Origin of the sequence: Flavobacterium sp. (genome assembly GCF_041392085.1) — a bacterium.
Lineage (GTDB): Bacteria > Bacteroidota > Bacteroidia > Flavobacteriales > Flavobacteriaceae > Flavobacterium.
On the sequence record NZ_JAWKMW010000010.1, the window covers coordinates 97,226 to 114,143 of the forward strand.

Annotated in this window: 17 protein-coding genes; 13 read left to right on the forward strand and 4 right to left on the reverse strand. The window is 33.9% G+C overall.

Going from position 1 to position 16,918, the window contains the following annotated elements:
• The first annotated feature begins 63 nt into the window (after positions 1 to 63).
• From rlmN to dnaG, 6 genes are all read left to right on the forward strand, one after another.
• Positions 64 to 1,116 (forward strand): 23S rRNA (adenine(2503)-C(2))-methyltransferase RlmN, encoded by a 1,053-nt coding sequence (rlmN, locus tag R2782_RS09970; protein ID WP_371268091.1) that lies wholly within the window; start codon positions 64 to 66, stop codon positions 1,114 to 1,116.
• A gap of 47 nt (positions 1,117 to 1,163) precedes the next feature.
• A complete protein-coding gene (locus R2782_RS09975) occupies positions 1,164 to 2,144 on the forward strand; it encodes a polyprenyl synthetase family protein (RefSeq protein WP_371268092.1) in 981 nt (326 codons plus the stop codon).
• Between the two features lie 328 nt (positions 2,145 to 2,472).
• A complete protein-coding gene (locus R2782_RS09980) occupies positions 2,473 to 3,033 on the forward strand; it encodes an RNA polymerase sigma factor (RefSeq protein ID WP_371268093.1) in 561 nt (186 codons plus the stop codon).
• On the forward strand, positions 3,020 to 3,697 hold the full coding sequence (locus R2782_RS09985; protein WP_371268095.1) for a hypothetical protein: 678 nt from the start codon (positions 3,020 to 3,022) through the stop codon (positions 3,695 to 3,697). Before R2782_RS09980 ends, R2782_RS09985 begins: the two co-directional genes overlap by 14 nt.
• Before the next feature lie 37 nt (positions 3,698 to 3,734).
• Positions 3,735 to 4,847, forward strand: coding sequence for a cell envelope integrity protein TolA (locus R2782_RS09990; RefSeq protein ID WP_371268096.1), 1,113 nt, complete (start codon positions 3,735 to 3,737; stop codon positions 4,845 to 4,847).
• Positions 4,848 to 4,969: 122 nt separating this feature from the next.
• Positions 4,970 to 6,958 (forward strand): DNA primase, encoded by a 1,989-nt coding sequence (gene dnaG / locus R2782_RS09995; RefSeq protein ID WP_371268097.1) that lies wholly within the window; start codon positions 4,970 to 4,972, stop codon positions 6,956 to 6,958.
• 39 nt (positions 6,959 to 6,997) lie between these two features.
• Here the strand turns inward: dnaG and R2782_RS10000 are convergent, their stop codons facing one another.
• Both R2782_RS10000 and nadE read right to left on the reverse strand, forming a co-directional pair.
• Complete coding sequence (locus tag R2782_RS10000) at positions 6,998 to 7,627, reverse strand: response regulator transcription factor (RefSeq protein WP_129465249.1); 630 nt, start codon at positions 7,625 to 7,627, stop codon at positions 6,998 to 7,000.
• Between the two features lie 96 nt (positions 7,628 to 7,723).
• Positions 7,724 to 8,548 carry an NAD(+) synthase gene (nadE, locus tag R2782_RS10005; protein ID WP_371268171.1) on the reverse strand — a complete coding sequence of 275 codons (825 nt, stop codon included), beginning with the start codon at positions 8,546 to 8,548 and terminating at the stop codon, positions 7,724 to 7,726.
• A 120-nt stretch (positions 8,549 to 8,668) separates the two neighbouring features.
• Here nadE and gldB point away from each other — a divergent pair, with 120 nt between their 5' ends.
• Positions 8,669 to 9,625 carry a gliding motility lipoprotein GldB gene (gene gldB / locus R2782_RS10010; protein ID WP_371268098.1) on the forward strand — a complete coding sequence of 319 codons (957 nt, stop codon included), beginning with the start codon at positions 8,669 to 8,671 and terminating at the stop codon, positions 9,623 to 9,625.
• A 9-nt stretch (positions 9,626 to 9,634) separates the two neighbouring features.
• Positions 9,635 to 9,958, forward strand: a complete 324-nt coding sequence (gene gldC / locus R2782_RS10015) for a gliding motility protein GldC (RefSeq protein WP_371268099.1) — start codon at positions 9,635 to 9,637, stop codon at positions 9,956 to 9,958.
• On the opposite strand, the gene yihA is transcribed toward gldC, so the two are convergent.
• Together yihA and R2782_RS10025 are read right to left on the reverse strand one after the other, a co-directional pair.
• Positions 9,955 to 10,572: a ribosome biogenesis GTP-binding protein YihA/YsxC gene (gene yihA, locus R2782_RS10020; protein WP_371268100.1), complete on the reverse strand. Its 618-nt coding sequence runs from the start codon at positions 10,570 to 10,572 to the stop codon at positions 9,955 to 9,957. The genes gldC and yihA overlap by 4 nt on opposite strands.
• A gap of 37 nt (positions 10,573 to 10,609) precedes the next feature.
• Positions 10,610 to 11,374: an alpha/beta fold hydrolase gene (locus R2782_RS10025; protein ID WP_371268101.1), complete on the reverse strand. Its 765-nt coding sequence runs from the start codon at positions 11,372 to 11,374 to the stop codon at positions 10,610 to 10,612.
• 393 nt (positions 11,375 to 11,767) lie between these two features.
• On the opposite strand from R2782_RS10025, the gene R2782_RS10030 reads away from it, so the two are divergent.
• Genes R2782_RS10030 through R2782_RS10050 form a run of 5 tightly spaced genes read left to right on the forward strand, consistent with a single transcriptional unit; the run spans position 11,768 to position 16,917 of the window.
• On the forward strand, positions 11,768 to 12,241 hold the full coding sequence (locus tag R2782_RS10030; RefSeq protein WP_371268102.1) for a division/cell wall cluster transcriptional repressor MraZ: 474 nt from the start codon (positions 11,768 to 11,770) through the stop codon (positions 12,239 to 12,241).
• Positions 12,216 to 13,124 (forward strand): 16S rRNA (cytosine(1402)-N(4))-methyltransferase RsmH, encoded by a 909-nt coding sequence (gene rsmH, locus R2782_RS10035; protein WP_371268103.1) that lies wholly within the window; start codon positions 12,216 to 12,218, stop codon positions 13,122 to 13,124. Before R2782_RS10030 ends, rsmH begins: the two co-directional genes overlap by 26 nt.
• Complete coding sequence (locus R2782_RS10040; RefSeq protein WP_371268104.1) at positions 13,125 to 13,472, forward strand: FtsL-like putative cell division protein; 348 nt, start codon at positions 13,125 to 13,127, stop codon at positions 13,470 to 13,472.
• Positions 13,463 to 15,457 (forward strand): penicillin-binding protein, encoded by a 1,995-nt coding sequence (locus tag R2782_RS10045; protein ID WP_371268105.1) that lies wholly within the window; start codon positions 13,463 to 13,465, stop codon positions 15,455 to 15,457. Before R2782_RS10040 ends, R2782_RS10045 begins: the two co-directional genes overlap by 10 nt.
• On the forward strand, positions 15,454 to 16,917 hold the full coding sequence (locus tag R2782_RS10050) for a UDP-N-acetylmuramoyl-L-alanyl-D-glutamate--2,6-diaminopimelate ligase (protein WP_371268106.1): 1,464 nt from the start codon (positions 15,454 to 15,456) through the stop codon (positions 16,915 to 16,917). The genes R2782_RS10045 and R2782_RS10050 overlap by 4 nt, the downstream gene beginning before the upstream one ends.
• Position 16,918: the final 1 nt, after the last annotated feature.

The window sequence follows — 16,918 nt, forward strand, 5'->3', positions numbered from 1 at the left end:
ATTTTCGACAAAATTACAAATTACAAATCAATCAATTCCGTAAATAGTTCCTATTTTTGCACTATGAACACCACCAAAAAAGACATTCGAGCACTTACCAAAACACAACTGCGGGACTTTTTTGTAGCCAATGGCGACAAAGCTTTTCGTGGTAATCAAGTCTATGAATGGCTGTGGAGCAAAAAAGTCTATTCATTTGAAGATATGACCAATGTTTCCAAAGAAACCCGTCAAATGTTGGAAGATAATTTTGTTATTAACCATATTAAAGTTGATCAAATGCAACGCAGCGAAGATGGTACCGTTAAAAACGCTGTACGTTTGTATGATGGTTTGGTGGTAGAAAGTGTTCTGATTCCAACCGAAACTAGAACTACAGCTTGTGTTTCCAGTCAAGTAGGTTGTAGTTTAGATTGTAACTTTTGTGCAACTGCTCGTTTAAAACGAATGCGAAATCTCAATCCCGATGAAATTTACGATCAAGTGGTAGCTATCGATAACGAAAGCCGTTTGTATTTTGAGCGTCCACTTTCCAATATCGTTTTTATGGGAATGGGCGAGCCGTTGATGAATTACAACAACGTGCTCAAAGCCATCGAAATGATTACTTCTCCGGAAGGATTAGGCATGTCGGCCAAACGCATTACTCTTTCTACTTCAGGCATTCCGAAAATGATAAAAAAAATGGCCGATGAAGAAGTGAAATTCAAATTAGCCGTTTCCCTTCACTCGGCTATTGATGAAATTCGTGCCGAAATTATGCCGTTTTCCAAAAGTTTTCCCTTGAAAGAATTGCGTGAAAGTTTAGAATATTGGTACCAAAAAACCAAAAGCAAAATTACTTATGAATATGTGGTTTGGAAAGGCATCAATGACGATAAAAAATCAATCGATGCGTTGGTAAAATTCTGCAAATATGTACCGTGTAAAGTCAATTTGATTGAATATAATCCCATTGATGACGGAATGTTTCAACAAGCTTCCGATTTGGTTTTAGATGAATATGTAAAAGCTCTAGACAAAATTGGCATTATTGCCAAAGTACGTAAAAGTCGTGGTAAGGATATTGATGCCGCTTGTGGTCAATTGGCCAATAAAAATGAAGCCGTTTCATAATAATTCCAGTTGTGATTTTCTAACTTTCTATCTATCTTTGAACTTTCATGAAAATCACCGAGCAAATTAAGCAGCCCATTAATCAGGAAATGGAACTTTTTGAAAAAAAGTTCTATGAATCGATGTCTTCTAAAGTGGCGTTGCTCAACCGAATCACCTATTATATTGTCAACCGAAAAGGAAAACAAATGCGTCCGATGTTTGTTTTTTTAACCGCTAAAATGGTCTCAGAGGGTTTGGTAAATGAACGAACCTATCGCGGTGCTTCGGTAATCGAATTGATTCACACAGCCACATTGGTTCATGACGACGTGGTGGATGACAGCAATCGTCGTCGTGGTTTTTTCTCAATCAATGCCTTGTGGAAAAATAAAATCGCTGTTTTAGTGGGTGACTTTTTATTATCCAAAGGATTGTTACTTTCGATTGACAACAACGATTTTGATTTATTGAAAATTATTTCTGTTGCCGTTCGCGAAATGAGTGAGGGCGAATTACTTCAAATCGAAAAAGCTCGGCGATTAGATATTACCGAGGACATTTATTACGAAATTATTCGTCAAAAAACCGCTACTTTAATTGCAGCTTGTTGTTCGCTCGGGGCATGTTCTGTTTTGCCTGAAAATAAAGAAATTGTTGAACGCATGCGAAAGTTTGGTGAATTGATCGGAATGGCATTTCAAATTAAAGATGATTTATTCGATTATACGGATGAAGCCATTGGTAAACCAACCGGAATTGATATCAAAGAACAAAAAATGACCTTACCTTTGATTTATACGATAAATAATTGCTCACCTAAAGAGAAAAGTTGGTTAATCAATTCAGTTAAAAACCATAACAAAGACAAAAAGCGTGTGAAAGAGGTGATTGCTTTTGTAAAACAAAGTAACGGATTGGCATATGCAGAGCAAAAAATGGTTGCCTATCAGCAAGAAGCCTTACAGTTATTGAGTAATTTTCCTGCGTCTGCATATAAAGAGGCATTGACTTTAATGGTGAATTACGTAATTGAAAGGAAAAAGTAGTGTTCAGTTTGCAGTCGCAGTCACAGTTCTCAGTCACAGTTTTGTCATTTTGCAAGATGACGAAGTCGAAATAAACACGAGCGATAGCGAACTGGCGAAGCAAATCACCTGCGAAGTAGGCAAAACTGTTTTTGAAATAAAAGTTTATCATGCTTAACCATTTTTTGTTGTTTTTAAATCATTGAATTTTAATTATTTGCAACTTTTTTTAATTTTTTTCAAAATCCATGCAACTAAATTCACACTTCATTCGTCTATACTTATAGAATACTAATTAATTTGTGAAGTCTGAAAACTGTAACTGAAAACTGCGACTGATTTATTTATAATGAAAGTAATCAACTTACATCAAGACGAGAAAAAAATAATCCAATTGGCTGTTGAAAATAACAGGCATGCCCAACATCAGATTTACAGTAAGTTTTCGCCAAAAATGTTGGGAGTTTGCAGGCAATACATCAAAGATTTGCAGCAAGCTGAAGATGTGATGATTACTGCTTTTATGAAAGTTTTTTCGGGTTTGAAGAGTTTTGAACACAAAGGCAGTTTTGAAGGTTGGATTAGACGGATTATGATTCATGAATGTATTTCGTTTATCAGAGTTAAAAAGCAAGTGAAGTTCATAGAAGATGAAACTTTTTTTGAAGAACGGCATAATGAAATCGAGAGTAAATTTTCAGTGGATGACATTCAGTTTCTCATTGATAGTTTGCCGGATGGTTACAAAATGGTTTTTAATCTTTATGTCATTGAAGGATATAAGCATCAAGAAATAGCCGAAATGTTGGGCATCAATGAAGGAACATCAAAATCACAATTATCACATGCTCGAAAAATGCTCCAAAATCAAATAATCAAGTTAAAAAATTACCAAAATGGAACCGAATAATATAGAAAAACAAATCAGAGGAAAGTTGAACCAACGAACCATTCAGCCTTCTGTCAATGCTTGGGATCGTTTGGATGCTATGCTTTCTGTGGAGGAACAAAAACCAAAAAGAAATTTCAAATGGCTTTCAATCGCTGCAGTATCTGTTGGATTTACTTTGATTGGAATATTTATGGTGAACAAAGAAGATTCTGTTGAAAATGTAATTCCATCCCATCCAATTGTTTTAGAAAATGAAAATCAAGTCGTTGAAAAGGAGTTAACTCTTGAAATAGAAAATACTTTTTCAAAAGCAAAAGAAAATGAATCAGTCGCTCATCAATCAACAAAAAAAATAGAAAAACCATCTACTGAAATTAATCCTAAAAAAGATTTTCTATTAGATAATCATTCCAAAAATAAAGAAACATTTGTTGAAAATTACCCCAAAGAATTAACAACTAAATACATCGATGCTGAATCGCTTTTAGCCGAAATTGAAAGAGGCGAAAAAAATGAAATTCCAAACATCACAAAAAAACCATCCGTAAAAGTTGATGCAAATGCGTTACTCTCAACGGCGGAAGAAGAATTAAACGAAACATTTAGAGATAAAGTCATTCAGACAATTAATAAAAAATACAATTCGGTAAAGTCTAGCTTAGCGAATCGAAATTACGAGTAAAAACAATCAAATCACGAACAGTTAAAATTTTTAAGTTATGCAAAAAATTATTCTTTATGCAACGGTATTGCTATGCACGTTAGTTACCCAAATGTATGGTCAGGAAACATTTGATGAAAGAGCAAAAAACATTTCAAACAACATCAAAAAAATTACTTCTGAGGAAAAAGAAGCTCTTAAGCAAGAAGTAGAAGATATCAATAAATTGTTGGAAAACGGAACAATTTCAAACGAAAAAGCAGAAGCTGAAAAACGAAAAGCAGCCGAAATTAGAGCCAAAAATATTGAGGAAAAAGTGGCTATCGAAGAGGCAAAATTGCAACAATTGGTGAAAGATGCGGTTGATGGTAAAGTGAATCATTCATCAGAAAAACGCAGAGGTGGAACAACAATCATTTTAGGTTCTAGTGCTAATGATTCAATTGGTGAAGATCATACAGAAATAAATATTGGCTCCATGAAAGTGTACAAAGGTGAAAAGGACAAATACAAAAGAAATTCAAAGCGAACTACGTCTCAATTTGTATTTGCTTTCGGATTAAATAACCTTGTAACCGATGGCGATATGTCTTCATTGGAAGATAGCGATTACCGCGTTTGGGGGTCACATTTTTATGAATGGGGTTTTACATATAACACAAGAATCTTCAAGAATAATAACTTGTTGCACGCTAAATACGGATTGTCGTTGATGTATAACAATTTACGCCCGACCGACAATCGTTACTTCGTAAAAGAAGGTGAACAAACCAATTTACAAGAATTTGATTTGAATTTAAAAGAAAGTCGTTTCAGAAATGTTCATTTGGTTTTGCCACTTCATTTAGAATTTGATTTTACACCAAAATCTGTAAATGAAAATGGTGATGTTCGATTCAGATCGCACAAAAGTGTTCGACTTGGAATTGGAGGATATGCCGGCTTTAATATAAAAACCAAGCAAATTCTAAAATTTAACGAAGATGACAATCGTATAAAAGTAAAAGAAAAAGGCGATTTTAACACCGCTGATTTCACCTATGGTTTGTCAACCTACATCGGTTATCGGGCCACTAGTTTATATCTTAAATATGATTTGAATCCATTATTTAAAAACAACACCATTGATCAAAATAACATTTCGTTAGGTTTGCGTTTTGACTTCAATTAGGATTTGTTTGAGTTACATACATTTGTTGAAAAGGTGTTTCGGTTTGAAACACCTTTTTTTTATCTTTAATGAATTGTTTTTAACAAACGGAATTGTATTTTTACAAGCTACAAAAAATTACAATGATTTCACAAAACACTATCGATTTAGTCTTTGAAACCGCCCGCGTTGAGGAGGTAATTGGTGATTTTGTGCAACTCAAACGTGCCGGTAGTAATCTCAAAGGATTGAGTCCGTTTTCCAATGAAAAATCGCCCTCTTTTATGGTTTCTCCTGTAAAACAGATTTGGAAAGATTTTAGTTCAGGAAAAGGAGGAAACGCTGTTACTTTTTTAATGGAGCACGAGCATTTTTCTTTTCCGGAAGCGATAAGGTATTTAGCCAAAAAGTATAATATTGAAATTGAAGAAACTATATCATCAGACGAAGATAAAGCAGAAGCAAACGAAAAGGAAAGTATGTATCTGGTTTCCGAATTTGCAAGCAAATATTTTCAACATGTTTTATGGGAAGAAGAAGAGGGAATAGCTATTGGGTTAACTTATTTCAAAGAAAGGGGATTTTCAAATGAAACAATCAAAAAATTTAATTTAGGATATTCACCTAATCTGTGGGATGCTTTGACCAAAGAAGCTCTAGGAAAAGCCTATAAATTAGAGTATTTAGAAAAAACCGGACTTACGATTGTTGGCGAAGACAAGCAATTTGACCGATTCAAAGGTCGTGTGATGTTTCCAATCCAAAGTATGTCGGGAAGAGTACTCGGTTTTGGTGGCCGAATTTTAACAAATGATAAAAAGGTAGCCAAATATTTGAATTCGCCCGAAAGTGAAATTTACCATAAAAGTAATGTGCTTTACGGAATTTTTCATGCCAAACAAGCCATTGCCAAACTCGATAATTGTTTTTTGGTTGAAGGCTATACCGATGTCATTCAAATGCATCAAGCCGGAATTGAAAACGTGGTTTCTTCCTCAGGAACGGCATTAACACCAAACCAAATTCGATTAATTAATCGATTAACCAAAAATATTACAGTACTTTTTGATGGTGATGCAGCGGGTTTACGAGCTTCAATTCGTGGAATTGACTTGATTTTAGAAGAAGGAATGAATGTTAAAGTTTGTTCTTTTCCCGATGGCGACGACCCGGATAGTTTTGCCAAAAAAACACCGCATGACGAATTGGTGAAGTATTTGGATGAAAATGCGAAAGATTTTATTCAGTTTAAAGCCTCGTTGTTGATGCAGGATGCCAAGAATGACCCCATCAAAAAAGCGGAGCTTATTCGCGATATGGTGACGAGTATTTCCAAAATTCCAGATCGAATTAAACGTGAAATCTACATTCAAGAATGTAGCCGAATCATGGATATTTCGGTAGATGTTTTGTTTAGTACGTTGGCACAAATGGCTCAAAAAGATTTGTCTGAAGCTAATAAAAAATTCAAACAAGAGCAAAAAACGTTTGATGTTGTAAAAAATGAATCAACTGAAACTATTTCCAAAGTTGATGTTATTACATTGTTAGAAAAATCAATTTTAGAGATTTTACTGTTATATGGTCATCATGAAGTAGAATTTGAAAATGTTTTTATTCAATTTGATGAAAATGGAAAAGAGCTTGAAACCATCGAAAAAATAAAACAGAAAATTTACGAACGCATTTATCTGAGTTTACAAGAAGATGAAATTGAATTGGCCAATCCGATTTTTAATGCTATTTATATTGATTTAGTGGCTCAATTCCATCAAAATGAATTGTTTGATAAAAATCATTATCTCAATAATTTAGTTCCTGAACATGCCGAAGTGGTTACTGATATTTTAATGAATGATGAAAAATATCAATTACACGGATGGTTAGATAAAAAACAAGTTTTTGTAAAAGAAAAAGATGATTTAGAAATTCTTTCGCGACTAGTTACCGAAACAATAGTAACGTTTAGAGAATATCTAATCAATAAACTGAATCATGAATTAATGCTTCAAATTCAAGCGGAAACGTCCGAATTTACTCCGGAAGAAATCATTACGATGATAAATGACTACAACAAACTTAAAGTAAATATCACTCGCCGAATTGGCAGAATGCGTTCAGATTACAACTAAAAAAAGACCTCTAATTGGAGGTCTCTTTACTAAGTATTTTTATACAATCTCTAATGTTTTTGCTTTGTTAACTAAGTCTACTAAGTTGGTTACATTCAACTTTGTAAGTAAACGTAATTTGTAGGTACTGATGGTTTTTTCGTTTAGTCCTAAAATTTTTGAAATTTCATTGTTCTTTTTACCATCACTTAAAAAACGCAATACCTCAATTTCTCTGTTAGATAGTTTTCGATACAATCGTTCGCTTTTGTTTTGTTTAGCGATCATAGCTAAACTTTTCTTAATAGCATCATTAAAAATCACGGCACCGTTATTTACTTTCACAATCACATTGCCGAGTGTTTCTAATTTGGATGTTTTGTGCAAATAGGCCGAAACTCCTGCTTTTAGAGAATTTGGAGCATAAATGTTTTCAGAAAGATTACTGAAAATAATAATTTTAGTGTTGGGAAATTCTTTTAGTATATACTTAACTAAATTTATACTGGTTAAACCTTCAAGTTCTAAATCTAAAACTAAAATGTCTATTGGTTTAATTTTGAGCATATCTAAAATCATATTGTAGTTGCCCACATGTCCTACAATGCTAATTTCTGCATGGTCTTTAAAATACGATTTAACACCGAAGTGAACGACGGGTTGATTATCGGCTAAACAAACTTTAATCATAATGAGTGGTATTTAGTTAGAAAATGATTAATATTTTTTTAGGGCTGTTAAAGATACTATATTTTTTTTATTGGAATGTAATTCTGACAAAAAACTTTAAGAAAAATGTTGGGTTTGTCTTAAATCTTTAGGAATTTCGCAAATTGGTATGGGCTTCATTTTGTGTTTGTTAGCGTTGTTAAGTCTTTTGTATAGGGTAAAAACTTCCAAATAGCGACCATCAAAATCAGAGGGGCTTTTCCCCTTTTCGTCTTGAGCCATTGCCCATTCTAATTCGTCATAACTTGCACCTAATTGCTCTTCATCTGTTCGTTCATCTCCAAACAAGCCATCGGTTGGAGGAGCAGTTAATATGCTCTCAGGAACACGCAAGAACTTTCCTAAAGCATAAACTTCAGACTTCACTAAATCCGCAATCGGACTCAAATCTACTCCACCATCGCCATATTTTGTGTAAAAACCAACTCCGAAATCTTCTACTTTGTTTCCTGTTCCTGCAACCAATAATCCATGAATTCCTGCAAAGTAGTATAGTGCGGTCATTCGAATTCGAGACCTGGTATTGGCCAATGATAGATTCAATTTAGCTTCATTTTCAGTAGTCGGTACATCTTTTTTAAATTGCTCAAAAACATTGGATAAGTCTACAGATATACTTTCTACATTGTTAAATCTTTTTTTTAATTGTGTAATATGCTCTTTTTTACGGCTAATGTGTGAAGTTGCTTGGTGAATAGGTAGCTCCAAGCAAAGCGTTTTTAAACCGGTTTGTGCACAAAGTGTAGAAGTTACTGCACTGTCTATTCCACCGGATACACCCACAACAAAACCATTAACTTTTGCGTTCTTTGCATAGGATTTTAACCAATTTACAATATGGTCGTTTACTTTTTCAACTTGAATAGTTGCATTTTTTTGTATCATCTTTTTAAACTTATACGATTTGGCAATGTATATTTGCAATGAATATTATAGTGTAAAAATAGGGAAATGAGATTGATTTATTCTATCAATTTACTATTATCATAATCAAAATTTAACATGAAAAAGATTTTATTGATTTTTATGCTCGTTCTTCTTGCATCGTGCGATAAAAAATCGGCTATTGAAAAACAAATTGATGAGATTCCGGTCTCGCTGACAGTGGAGCGTTTTGATAAAATTTTTTACGAAACTCCGGTAAGTGATTTTGTAAAAATGAAAAAAAAGTATCCGGAGTTTTTTCCAAGTCAGTTTCCGGATAGTGTATTTATAAGTAAAATGAAAGATACTCTTTATCTGGAACTGTATTCTGAAGTTCAAAAAAAGTACACAGATTTTTCACCCGTACAAGAGGAGTTAGAAGATCTTTTCCGACGAATAAAATTCTATTTTCCTAACCAAAAAACGCCCTCAAAAGTAACCACTTTGATTTCAGAGATGGATTATGAGAATAAAGTGATTTATACGGATAGTTTGCTATTAATTTCGTTGGATTTGTACTTAGGTAAAGACCACAAATTCTACGAATTCCCTGATTATTTTAAACAAACCTTTCAGCGTTCTCAAATTTTGCCGGACGTGGTTTCCGATTTTTCAAGTCGTGTGATTGCTCAACCAAATGAAAAGACCTTTCTCGACCAAATGATCTATTTTGGTAAAGAAATGTATCTCAAAGACATGTTGCTACCCGCCTATGAAGATTTTGATAAAATGGGTTATACGAAAGAGCAGCAAATTTGGTGTGAAGAAAATGAAAGTGAAATTTGGAGATATTTCATTGAAGATAATCTGTTATACGATTCAGACAGCAAATTAGTGCAACGTTTTATTGCTCCGGCACCATTTTCTAAATTTTATCTTGAGATTGATCATGAATCTCCCGGAAGAATAGGTGTTTGGGTTGGATGGCAAATTGTTCGTTCATTTATGAAAAATAATGAAGTATCTTTGAACGATTTTTTAGCTATGGATGCCAAAGAAATTTTTACCCGTTCGAAATATAAACCCAAAAAATAAAGAGTTTTGATGACTTCTGAAATAAAATTCGACATTACATTAGATGAAAACAAAGTGCCTGAATCATTAAAATGGACTGCAAAAGATGGTGGGGTAGAAGACCAAGAAACCAAAGCTATTATGTTATCTGTTTGGGATTCAAAAGCAAAAGAGTCATTGCGAATTGATTTATGGACTAAAGATATGCCCGTGGATGAAATGAAAGTTTTCTTTCATCAAACGTTAGTGGCAATGGCTGATACCTTTCAACGAGCCACCACTGATGATAAAATGGCAGATACCATGCGGGATTTTTGCGACTATTTTGCGGAGAAACTAGAATTAAAAAGTTAAATAGAATTGTTTTTAAACATTTGCTGATTGATTTCATCAATAAATGTGAGCAAATCATCTTTTCCGGTTGATTCTGTGGCAGATGTAATAAAATGTTGAGGCATTTCTTCCCATCCACTGGCTAAAACTTGTTTACGGTATGCCATAACGTGCGAGTTGATTCTTGTTCTTCCGATTTTATCTGCTTTGGTAAATATGATACAAAATGGAACTTCAGTTACGCCTAAATAAGTCATAAACTCTAAGTCTATTTTTTGAGCCTCCAATCTGATGTCTATAAGTACAAATGCACAAACCAATTGCTCCCTTTTTTCAAAATAATCAGTCACGAATTTTTGAAAAGTCTCTTTTGATTTTTTAGAAACCTTTGCATAGCCATATCCTGGCAAATCAACCAAAAACCAATTATTGTTAATCTTAAAATGATTAATTAATTGCGTTTTTCCTGGTTTTGACGAAGTTTTTGCTAAACTTTTATGGTTCGTCAACATATTGATTAATGAGGATTTGCCTACATTAGACCGGCCAATAAAAGCATACTCCGGAAGTGGGTCTTTTGGACATTTTGAGACTTCAGAATTACTGATTACAAATTCGGCAGTATTGATTTTCATAAGTATTGATTAAAACAAAAAAGTCCCTTCGGACTTTTTATAATTTGGTTTTTTCTAACCATTCCAACATGATTTTGTTAAACTCATCCGGGTGCTCCATCATCGCCGCATGACCACATTGATCAATCCAATACAAATCAGAATTGGGAAGAAGTGCATGAAATTCCTCGGCCACTTCTGGTGGTGTTACTTTGTCATCTTTTCCCCAAATCAAACAAGTAGGGGTTTGCATTTTGGGTAAATCTTTTGCCATATTGTGGCGGATAGCACTTTTAGCTATGGTCAGCGTTTTGATTACTTTGATGCGATCATTTACTATAGCAAAAACTTCGTCTACCAACTCTTTTGAGGCCATTTCCGGATTGAAAAAAACATTTTCTGTTTTCATTTTTATGTAGTCATAATCACCTCTTTTAGGGTAAGTGTCACCCATAGCACTTTCATAAAGTCCTGAACTTCCGGTTAGTACCATAGCTGCCACTTTTTCAGGATACATTTTCGTATGATATAAACCTACATGACCTCCCAATGAATTTCCTAAAAGGATAACTCTTTCAAATCCTTTGTAGACAATAAAATCTTTAACAAATTTTGAAAAAGCTTTTACGTTGGTTTTTAATATATTTTGGGTGTACAATGGGAGTTCCGGAATGACAACTTTGTAACCATGTTTTGGAAAAAAATCGGCAACTCCACCAAAATTACTTAAACCACCCATGAGACCATGTAGAACAATTATCGGAGTTCCTTCTCCGGCTTCAAAATAAGTATATTTTCCTTCTTTCTTATAGTTTTCTTTCATTCAAAATGAGCTCTTTCAATTCCCCACAAATATATGATATTATCCAGAAAAAAGAAGAATTCTACTGTTTATTTGAAATGAAATTTAGACACCAAATAAAAAAATACGATTTACTTAAGTAGTTAATTATCAACATTTTTTTTGTCTTTTTTTTGTTTTGCTAAATTTAAAAAATCATGAAAAAATTGAAGTTGATTTGTTAAACTATTGCATATTTTATATAAAAAAATACAATTACAAATGTTTTGTTAAATAGTTTTCAAATTTATAACAATCACTAATAATTTATACTAAACGGTATTGTGGTAAAACTTATTAACAAAGTGGTATTTTGTGGTAAATTGTGGTAAAATGTTTTTATATTTGCTATCAAACCATCAAAATCTTAACGCGTTGAATACCATAGTTGGGACATATGAATGTAAAGTCGATGCCAAAGGAAGGCTGCTTTTGCCTTCTCCTTTGAAAAAGCAGTTAGCGGCTTCATTGCAAGATGGCTTTGTGTTAAAACGATCAGTTTTTCAACCTTGCTTGGAATTATATCCGATGGCGGAATGGAATGTTTTAATGAATAAAGTCAATAAACTCAATCGCTTTGTGAAGAAGAATAACGATTTTATCAGAAGGTTTACGGCGGGTGTAAAAGTGGTTGAAATAGATGCGTTGGGTCGTTTATTGATTCCAAAAGATTTGGTCGTTTTTGCATCAATTTCCAAAGATATTGTGCTGTCTTCGGCTGTTAATATTGTGGAGATATGGGATAAAGATTTGTATGAAAAATCAATAGACGATGCTACAATCGATTTTGCTGATTTGGCAGAAGATGTAATGGGAAATGTTAATGATGAAAACGATGAGTTATCATAATCCGGTTTTGTTAAAAAAATCTGTGGATGGTTTGGCTGTTAAGCCGGATGGTGTTTATGTGGATGTGACATTTGGCGGAGGAGGACATTCGAAAGAGATTTTAAGACAGCTTGGTCCAACAGGAAGATTGTTTGCTTTTGATCAGGACGAAGATGCCTTAGCAAATATTTTGCCGGATGAACGCTTTACATTGATTAATGAAAATTTTCGAAATATCAAACGGTTTTTGCGATTTTACGGGGTAAGAGAAGTAGATGGTGTTTTGGCTGATTTAGGTGTTTCTTCCCATCAGTTTGATGTGGCTGAAAGAGGTTTTTCTACCCGTTTTGACGCTGAGTTAGATATGCGAATGAGTCAAAAAGGTCAATTAAATGCATTTGTTGTTGTAAACGAATATAGTGAGACTGATTTGAAAAAAGTTTTTGCAGATTTTGGAGAATTGTCTAACGCAGGAGCAATAGCAAACACAATTGTAAATGCCCGTAGAGATAAGTCAATCAAAAACACAGAACATTTAAAGTTTGTTCTTGCAAAATTTTTACCAACTCATAAGAGTCATAAGATTTTGGCTCAGATTTATCAAGCTATTCGAATAGAAGTAAATCAAGAAATGGAAGTTTTAAAAGAATTTTTAGAACAGACTATAGAAATTCTAAAACCAGGAGGAAGATTGAGTGTTATTTCTTATCATTCTTTGGAGGATAGATTGGTTAAGCGATTTATGAAAAATGGTTTGTTTGAAGGTGAACCGGAAAGAGATTTTTTTGGAAACTATTCAGTGCCTTTTAAAACAATAGGAAAACTTATTGTTCCCGATGATGAAGAAATTAGAATCAATAACAGAGCTCGAAGTGCAAAATTGCGGATAGCAGAAAAAATGTAGATGAAAGGTGGGATATATGACATATTAAAAGCAAAATTTTTAGTCAATCAAGATGCAGTCAAGAATTGGCGATTTATTGTTTTTCTAATTGTTTTGGCAATGATTATGATTGCTAATATCCATCATTATGAAAAAAAAATATTCAGGATTGTTGAGTTAAATAAAGAAGTGAAAGAACTTCGCTCGGAATTTGTAGACAGGCGGTCGGAGTTGATGAAACTGAAAATGGAAAGTACCATTTCAAAAAAAATGGAAGAAAAAGGAATACTTCCCTCAAATGTTCCTCCTATAAAAATTAAAGTAGTTAAACCCAAAGAAAAGACACTAAAAGAGAAGATATGGAAGTGACAGATAAGCATATTTCTTACCGAATTTATTTAGTCGCTGTACTTGTCTTTTTGATGGCAATAGGTATCACTGTCAAATTAACTAACATTCAGTGGGTAGAAGGAGATTATTACCGCAAGTTAGCTAAAGAGCGAAGTGTGAAAAATTTCGTAATCCCCGCGAACAAAGGAAATATTTATTCTTCGGATGGAAGTTTATTAGCAACATCAATACCAAATTATAAAATAAGATTTGATGCAATGGCACCCAAAATAGAAGATTTTAACAAAAATCTTCAGCCACTATGCGACTCTTTATCCCAATTATTAGGGAAACCATCTCAATTTTACAAAACAGAATTTCTTCGAGCAAGAGCAACCAGAAATCGATATTATTTGGTAGCCAGAAACCTAAGTTATACCGAATACATTAAAATTAAAAGTTTCCCATTGTTCAATAAAGGAGCTTATCGAGGAGGAATTATTACTGAGCAGCAAACCGTTCGAGAACATCCTATTGGACTAGTTGCAGAACGAACTATAGGTTATGAACGTATCAGACCAAACGGAACTCCGGACGGAAAAGGAATTGAATGGGCGTTCAGAGATTATTTGAATGGTAAAGATGGAAAACGATTGATGCAAAAAATGGCAAAAGGTCAATGGAAACCTATACGCGACGAGAATGAAGTTGAGCCACAAGATGGTTATGATGTTGTATCAACTATCGATGTATATATCCAAGATATTGCTCATCATGCTTTATTAAAGCAATTGGAATTTTATGAAGCTGAGCATGGCTGTGTAGTTGTAATGGAAACTAAGACGGGTGAAGTTAAAGCCATTTCAAATTTAGGAAGAGACAAGGAAGGGAATTATGTAGAAACCGTCAATTATGCAGTTGCAGAATCACATGAACCCGGTTCAACGTTTAAACTGATTGATTTAATTGCACTTTTTGAAGACAAAGTAGCAGACACAAGTGATGTTTTCGATTCAAATGGTGGCGTGATTACATATTATAACCGAAAAGTACGAGATTCTAAAAAAGGGGGCTATGGAAAGATATCATTAGGAAGAGGTTTTGAATTATCGTCAAATACAGTTTTAGTGCAAGCTGTTTATAACAACTACAAAAATAACCCTCAGCAGTTTATTGACCATATCAAGCGAATGAAGATTCATGAGCCAATTGGTATACAAATAAAAGGAGAGGGGAAGCCTAAAATTCCTCAGCCCGGAGACAAGAATTGGTATGGAACAACATTGCCTTGGATGGCATATGGGTACGGTGTTTCGATGACACCTCTTCAAACATTAACATTATATAATGCGGTGGCAAACGATGGGGAAATGGTGAAGCCACTGTTTGTGAAAGAAGTTAAAGAATGGAATAAAACGATAAAAAGGTTTGATAAAGAAGTAATTAACCCCAAAATCGCTTCACAAGAAACAATTAATAAAGTAAAGGCTGTTTTAGAAAACGTGGTCAAAAAAGGAACAGGATCAAAGTTGTATTCCAAAGATTTTTCAATGGCCGGTAAAACAGGAACAGCTCAAATGGGTTATTCAGATAAGGCTAATTTGTATTATGCCTCTTCATTTGTGGGTTATTTTCCTGCCGATAAGCCAAAATATTCATGCATTGTTGTTGTGCATAAGCCTAGTAAATCGAAAGGATATTATGGGGCAGATGTTTCCGGACCTGTATTTAAACGAATCGCACAAAAAGTGTTTACAGATGTTCCTTCAACCAACGAAGTAAAAAGTTTGGAAAAAAACATACCAATTCAAGATAAAAATTACGACACCTATTTTGCTAATTCTTCCAAAAATTTGAAAACAATTCCTAATGTAAAAGGAATGTCGGGAATGGATGCATTGGCGTTGCTTGAGAATCTTAATGTTAAGGTAAAAATTATTGGTATTGGAAAAGTAAAAAAACAATCAATACAGCCTGGAGAACCCATTCTGAAAAATAGTACAATAATATTAGAATTAACTTGAAAACCTTAAAAGACATATTATACAAAGTCAGTATTGAAGCTGTCAAAGGTTCAACAGATGTTGCTATTGGTAATATTGAGTTTGATTCTAGAAAAGTACAGTTGAATGATGTTTTTGTAGCGATTCGAGGAACCATATCCAACGGTCACGATTTTATCGAAAAAGCTCTCAACCAAGGTGCAGCAGTAATTGTATGTGATACCTTTCCTGATGTCATTGTTAATGGTGTAACCTATATTCAAGTAAAAGACACCAATTTAGCATTGTCTTTTATGGCGGCTAATTATTACAATAATCCATCTCAAAATTTAAAATTAGTTGGAATAACAGGAACCAATGGCAAAACAACAATTGCTTCTTTGTTGTATCAATTATTCAAAAAAGCTGGTTATAAAGTAGGGTTGATTTCTACAGTTAAAATTTTGGTTGATGAAGATGAATTTTCTGCAACACATACAACTCCCGATTCATTAACGATTAATCATTATTTGTCAGAGATGAATAAAGTTGGGGTTGAGTTCTGTTTTATGGAAGTCAGTTCACACGGTATTCATCAAAAAAGAACAGAAGGTTTAATTTTTACCGGTGGAATATTTACTAACCTCTCCCATGACCATTTAGATTATCACAATTCATTTGCAGAATACAGGGACGTAAAAAAATCATTTTTCGATCATCTACCAAAGACTGCATTTGCCTTATCTAATGTTGATGATAGAAATGGTAATTTAATGTTGCAAAATACCAAGGCAAGAAAGTTGAGTTATGCCTTAAAATCATATGCCGATTACAAAGCCGCTATTTTAGAGAACCAACTAAGTGGATTGTTACTGAAAATAAACGCAAACGAAGTTTGGGTAAAGTTAATAGGAACATTTAACGCATATAACTTGTTAGCCATTTATGGAGCTGCTGTTGAATTAGGGTTGGATAGTTTAGAAGTCCTTCGCCTATTGTCTGAATTAGAGAGCGTTTCAGGACGTTTTCAATTCATCGTTTCTGAAGATAAAATCACCGCTATTGTTGATTATGCACATACACCCGATGCTCTGGAAAATGTGTTGGGAACCATTAACGATATCCGAACCAAAAACGAACAATTAATTACCGTAGTTGGTTGTGGTGGGAATAGAGATAAAGCGAAACGACCAATCATGGCCAATATTGCTTCAAGTTTGAGCAATAAAGTGATATTAACCTCTGATAACCCACGAGATGAAGATCCAACCGATATTTTAGTAGATATGGAAAGAGGAGTTGAACCACAAAATCAGCGTAAAACCCTCTCCATTTTAGATAGAAAGCAGGCAATTAAAGTTGCTTGTCAGTTAGCAAAACCAAACGATATTATCCTGATTGCAGGAAAAGGGCATGAAACGTATCAGGAAATTAAAGGTGTTCGTCAGCATTTTGACGACATGGAAACGGTAAAAGAATTATTAGAGGAACGAAACCAATAGA

Coding starts and splice junctions, on each gene's coding strand:
- rsmH (WP_371268103.1), top strand. CDS start 12,216: ATGATGAAAACGATGAGTTATCATAATCCGGTTTTGTTAAAAAAATCT.
- R2782_RS10045 (WP_371268105.1), top strand. CDS start 13,463: ATGGAAGTGACAGATAAGCATATTTCTTACCGAATTTATTTAGTCGCT.
- R2782_RS09985 (WP_371268095.1), top strand. CDS start 3,020: ATGGAACCGAATAATATAGAAAAACAAATCAGAGGAAAGTTGAACCAA.
- dnaG (WP_371268097.1), top strand. CDS start 4,970: ATGATTTCACAAAACACTATCGATTTAGTCTTTGAAACCGCCCGCGTT.
- R2782_RS10040 (WP_371268104.1), top strand. CDS start 13,125: ATGAAAGGTGGGATATATGACATATTAAAAGCAAAATTTTTAGTCAAT.
- gldB (WP_371268098.1), top strand. CDS start 8,669: ATGAAAAAGATTTTATTGATTTTTATGCTCGTTCTTCTTGCATCGTGC.
- R2782_RS09980 (WP_371268093.1), top strand. CDS start 2,473: ATGAAAGTAATCAACTTACATCAAGACGAGAAAAAAATAATCCAATTG.
- R2782_RS10000 (WP_129465249.1), bottom strand. CDS start 7,627: ATGATTAAAGTTTGTTTAGCCGATAATCAACCCGTCGTTCACTTCGGT.
- R2782_RS10025 (WP_371268101.1), bottom strand. CDS start 11,374: ATGAAAGAAAACTATAAGAAAGAAGGAAAATATACTTATTTTGAAGCC.
- yihA (WP_371268100.1), bottom strand. CDS start 10,572: ATGAAAATCAATACTGCCGAATTTGTAATCAGTAATTCTGAAGTCTCA.
- R2782_RS09975 (WP_371268092.1), top strand. CDS start 1,164: ATGAAAATCACCGAGCAAATTAAGCAGCCCATTAATCAGGAAATGGAA.
- rlmN (WP_371268091.1), top strand. CDS start 64: ATGAACACCACCAAAAAAGACATTCGAGCACTTACCAAAACACAACTG.
- R2782_RS09990 (WP_371268096.1), top strand. CDS start 3,735: ATGCAAAAAATTATTCTTTATGCAACGGTATTGCTATGCACGTTAGTT.
- gldC (WP_371268099.1), top strand. CDS start 9,635: ATGACTTCTGAAATAAAATTCGACATTACATTAGATGAAAACAAAGTG.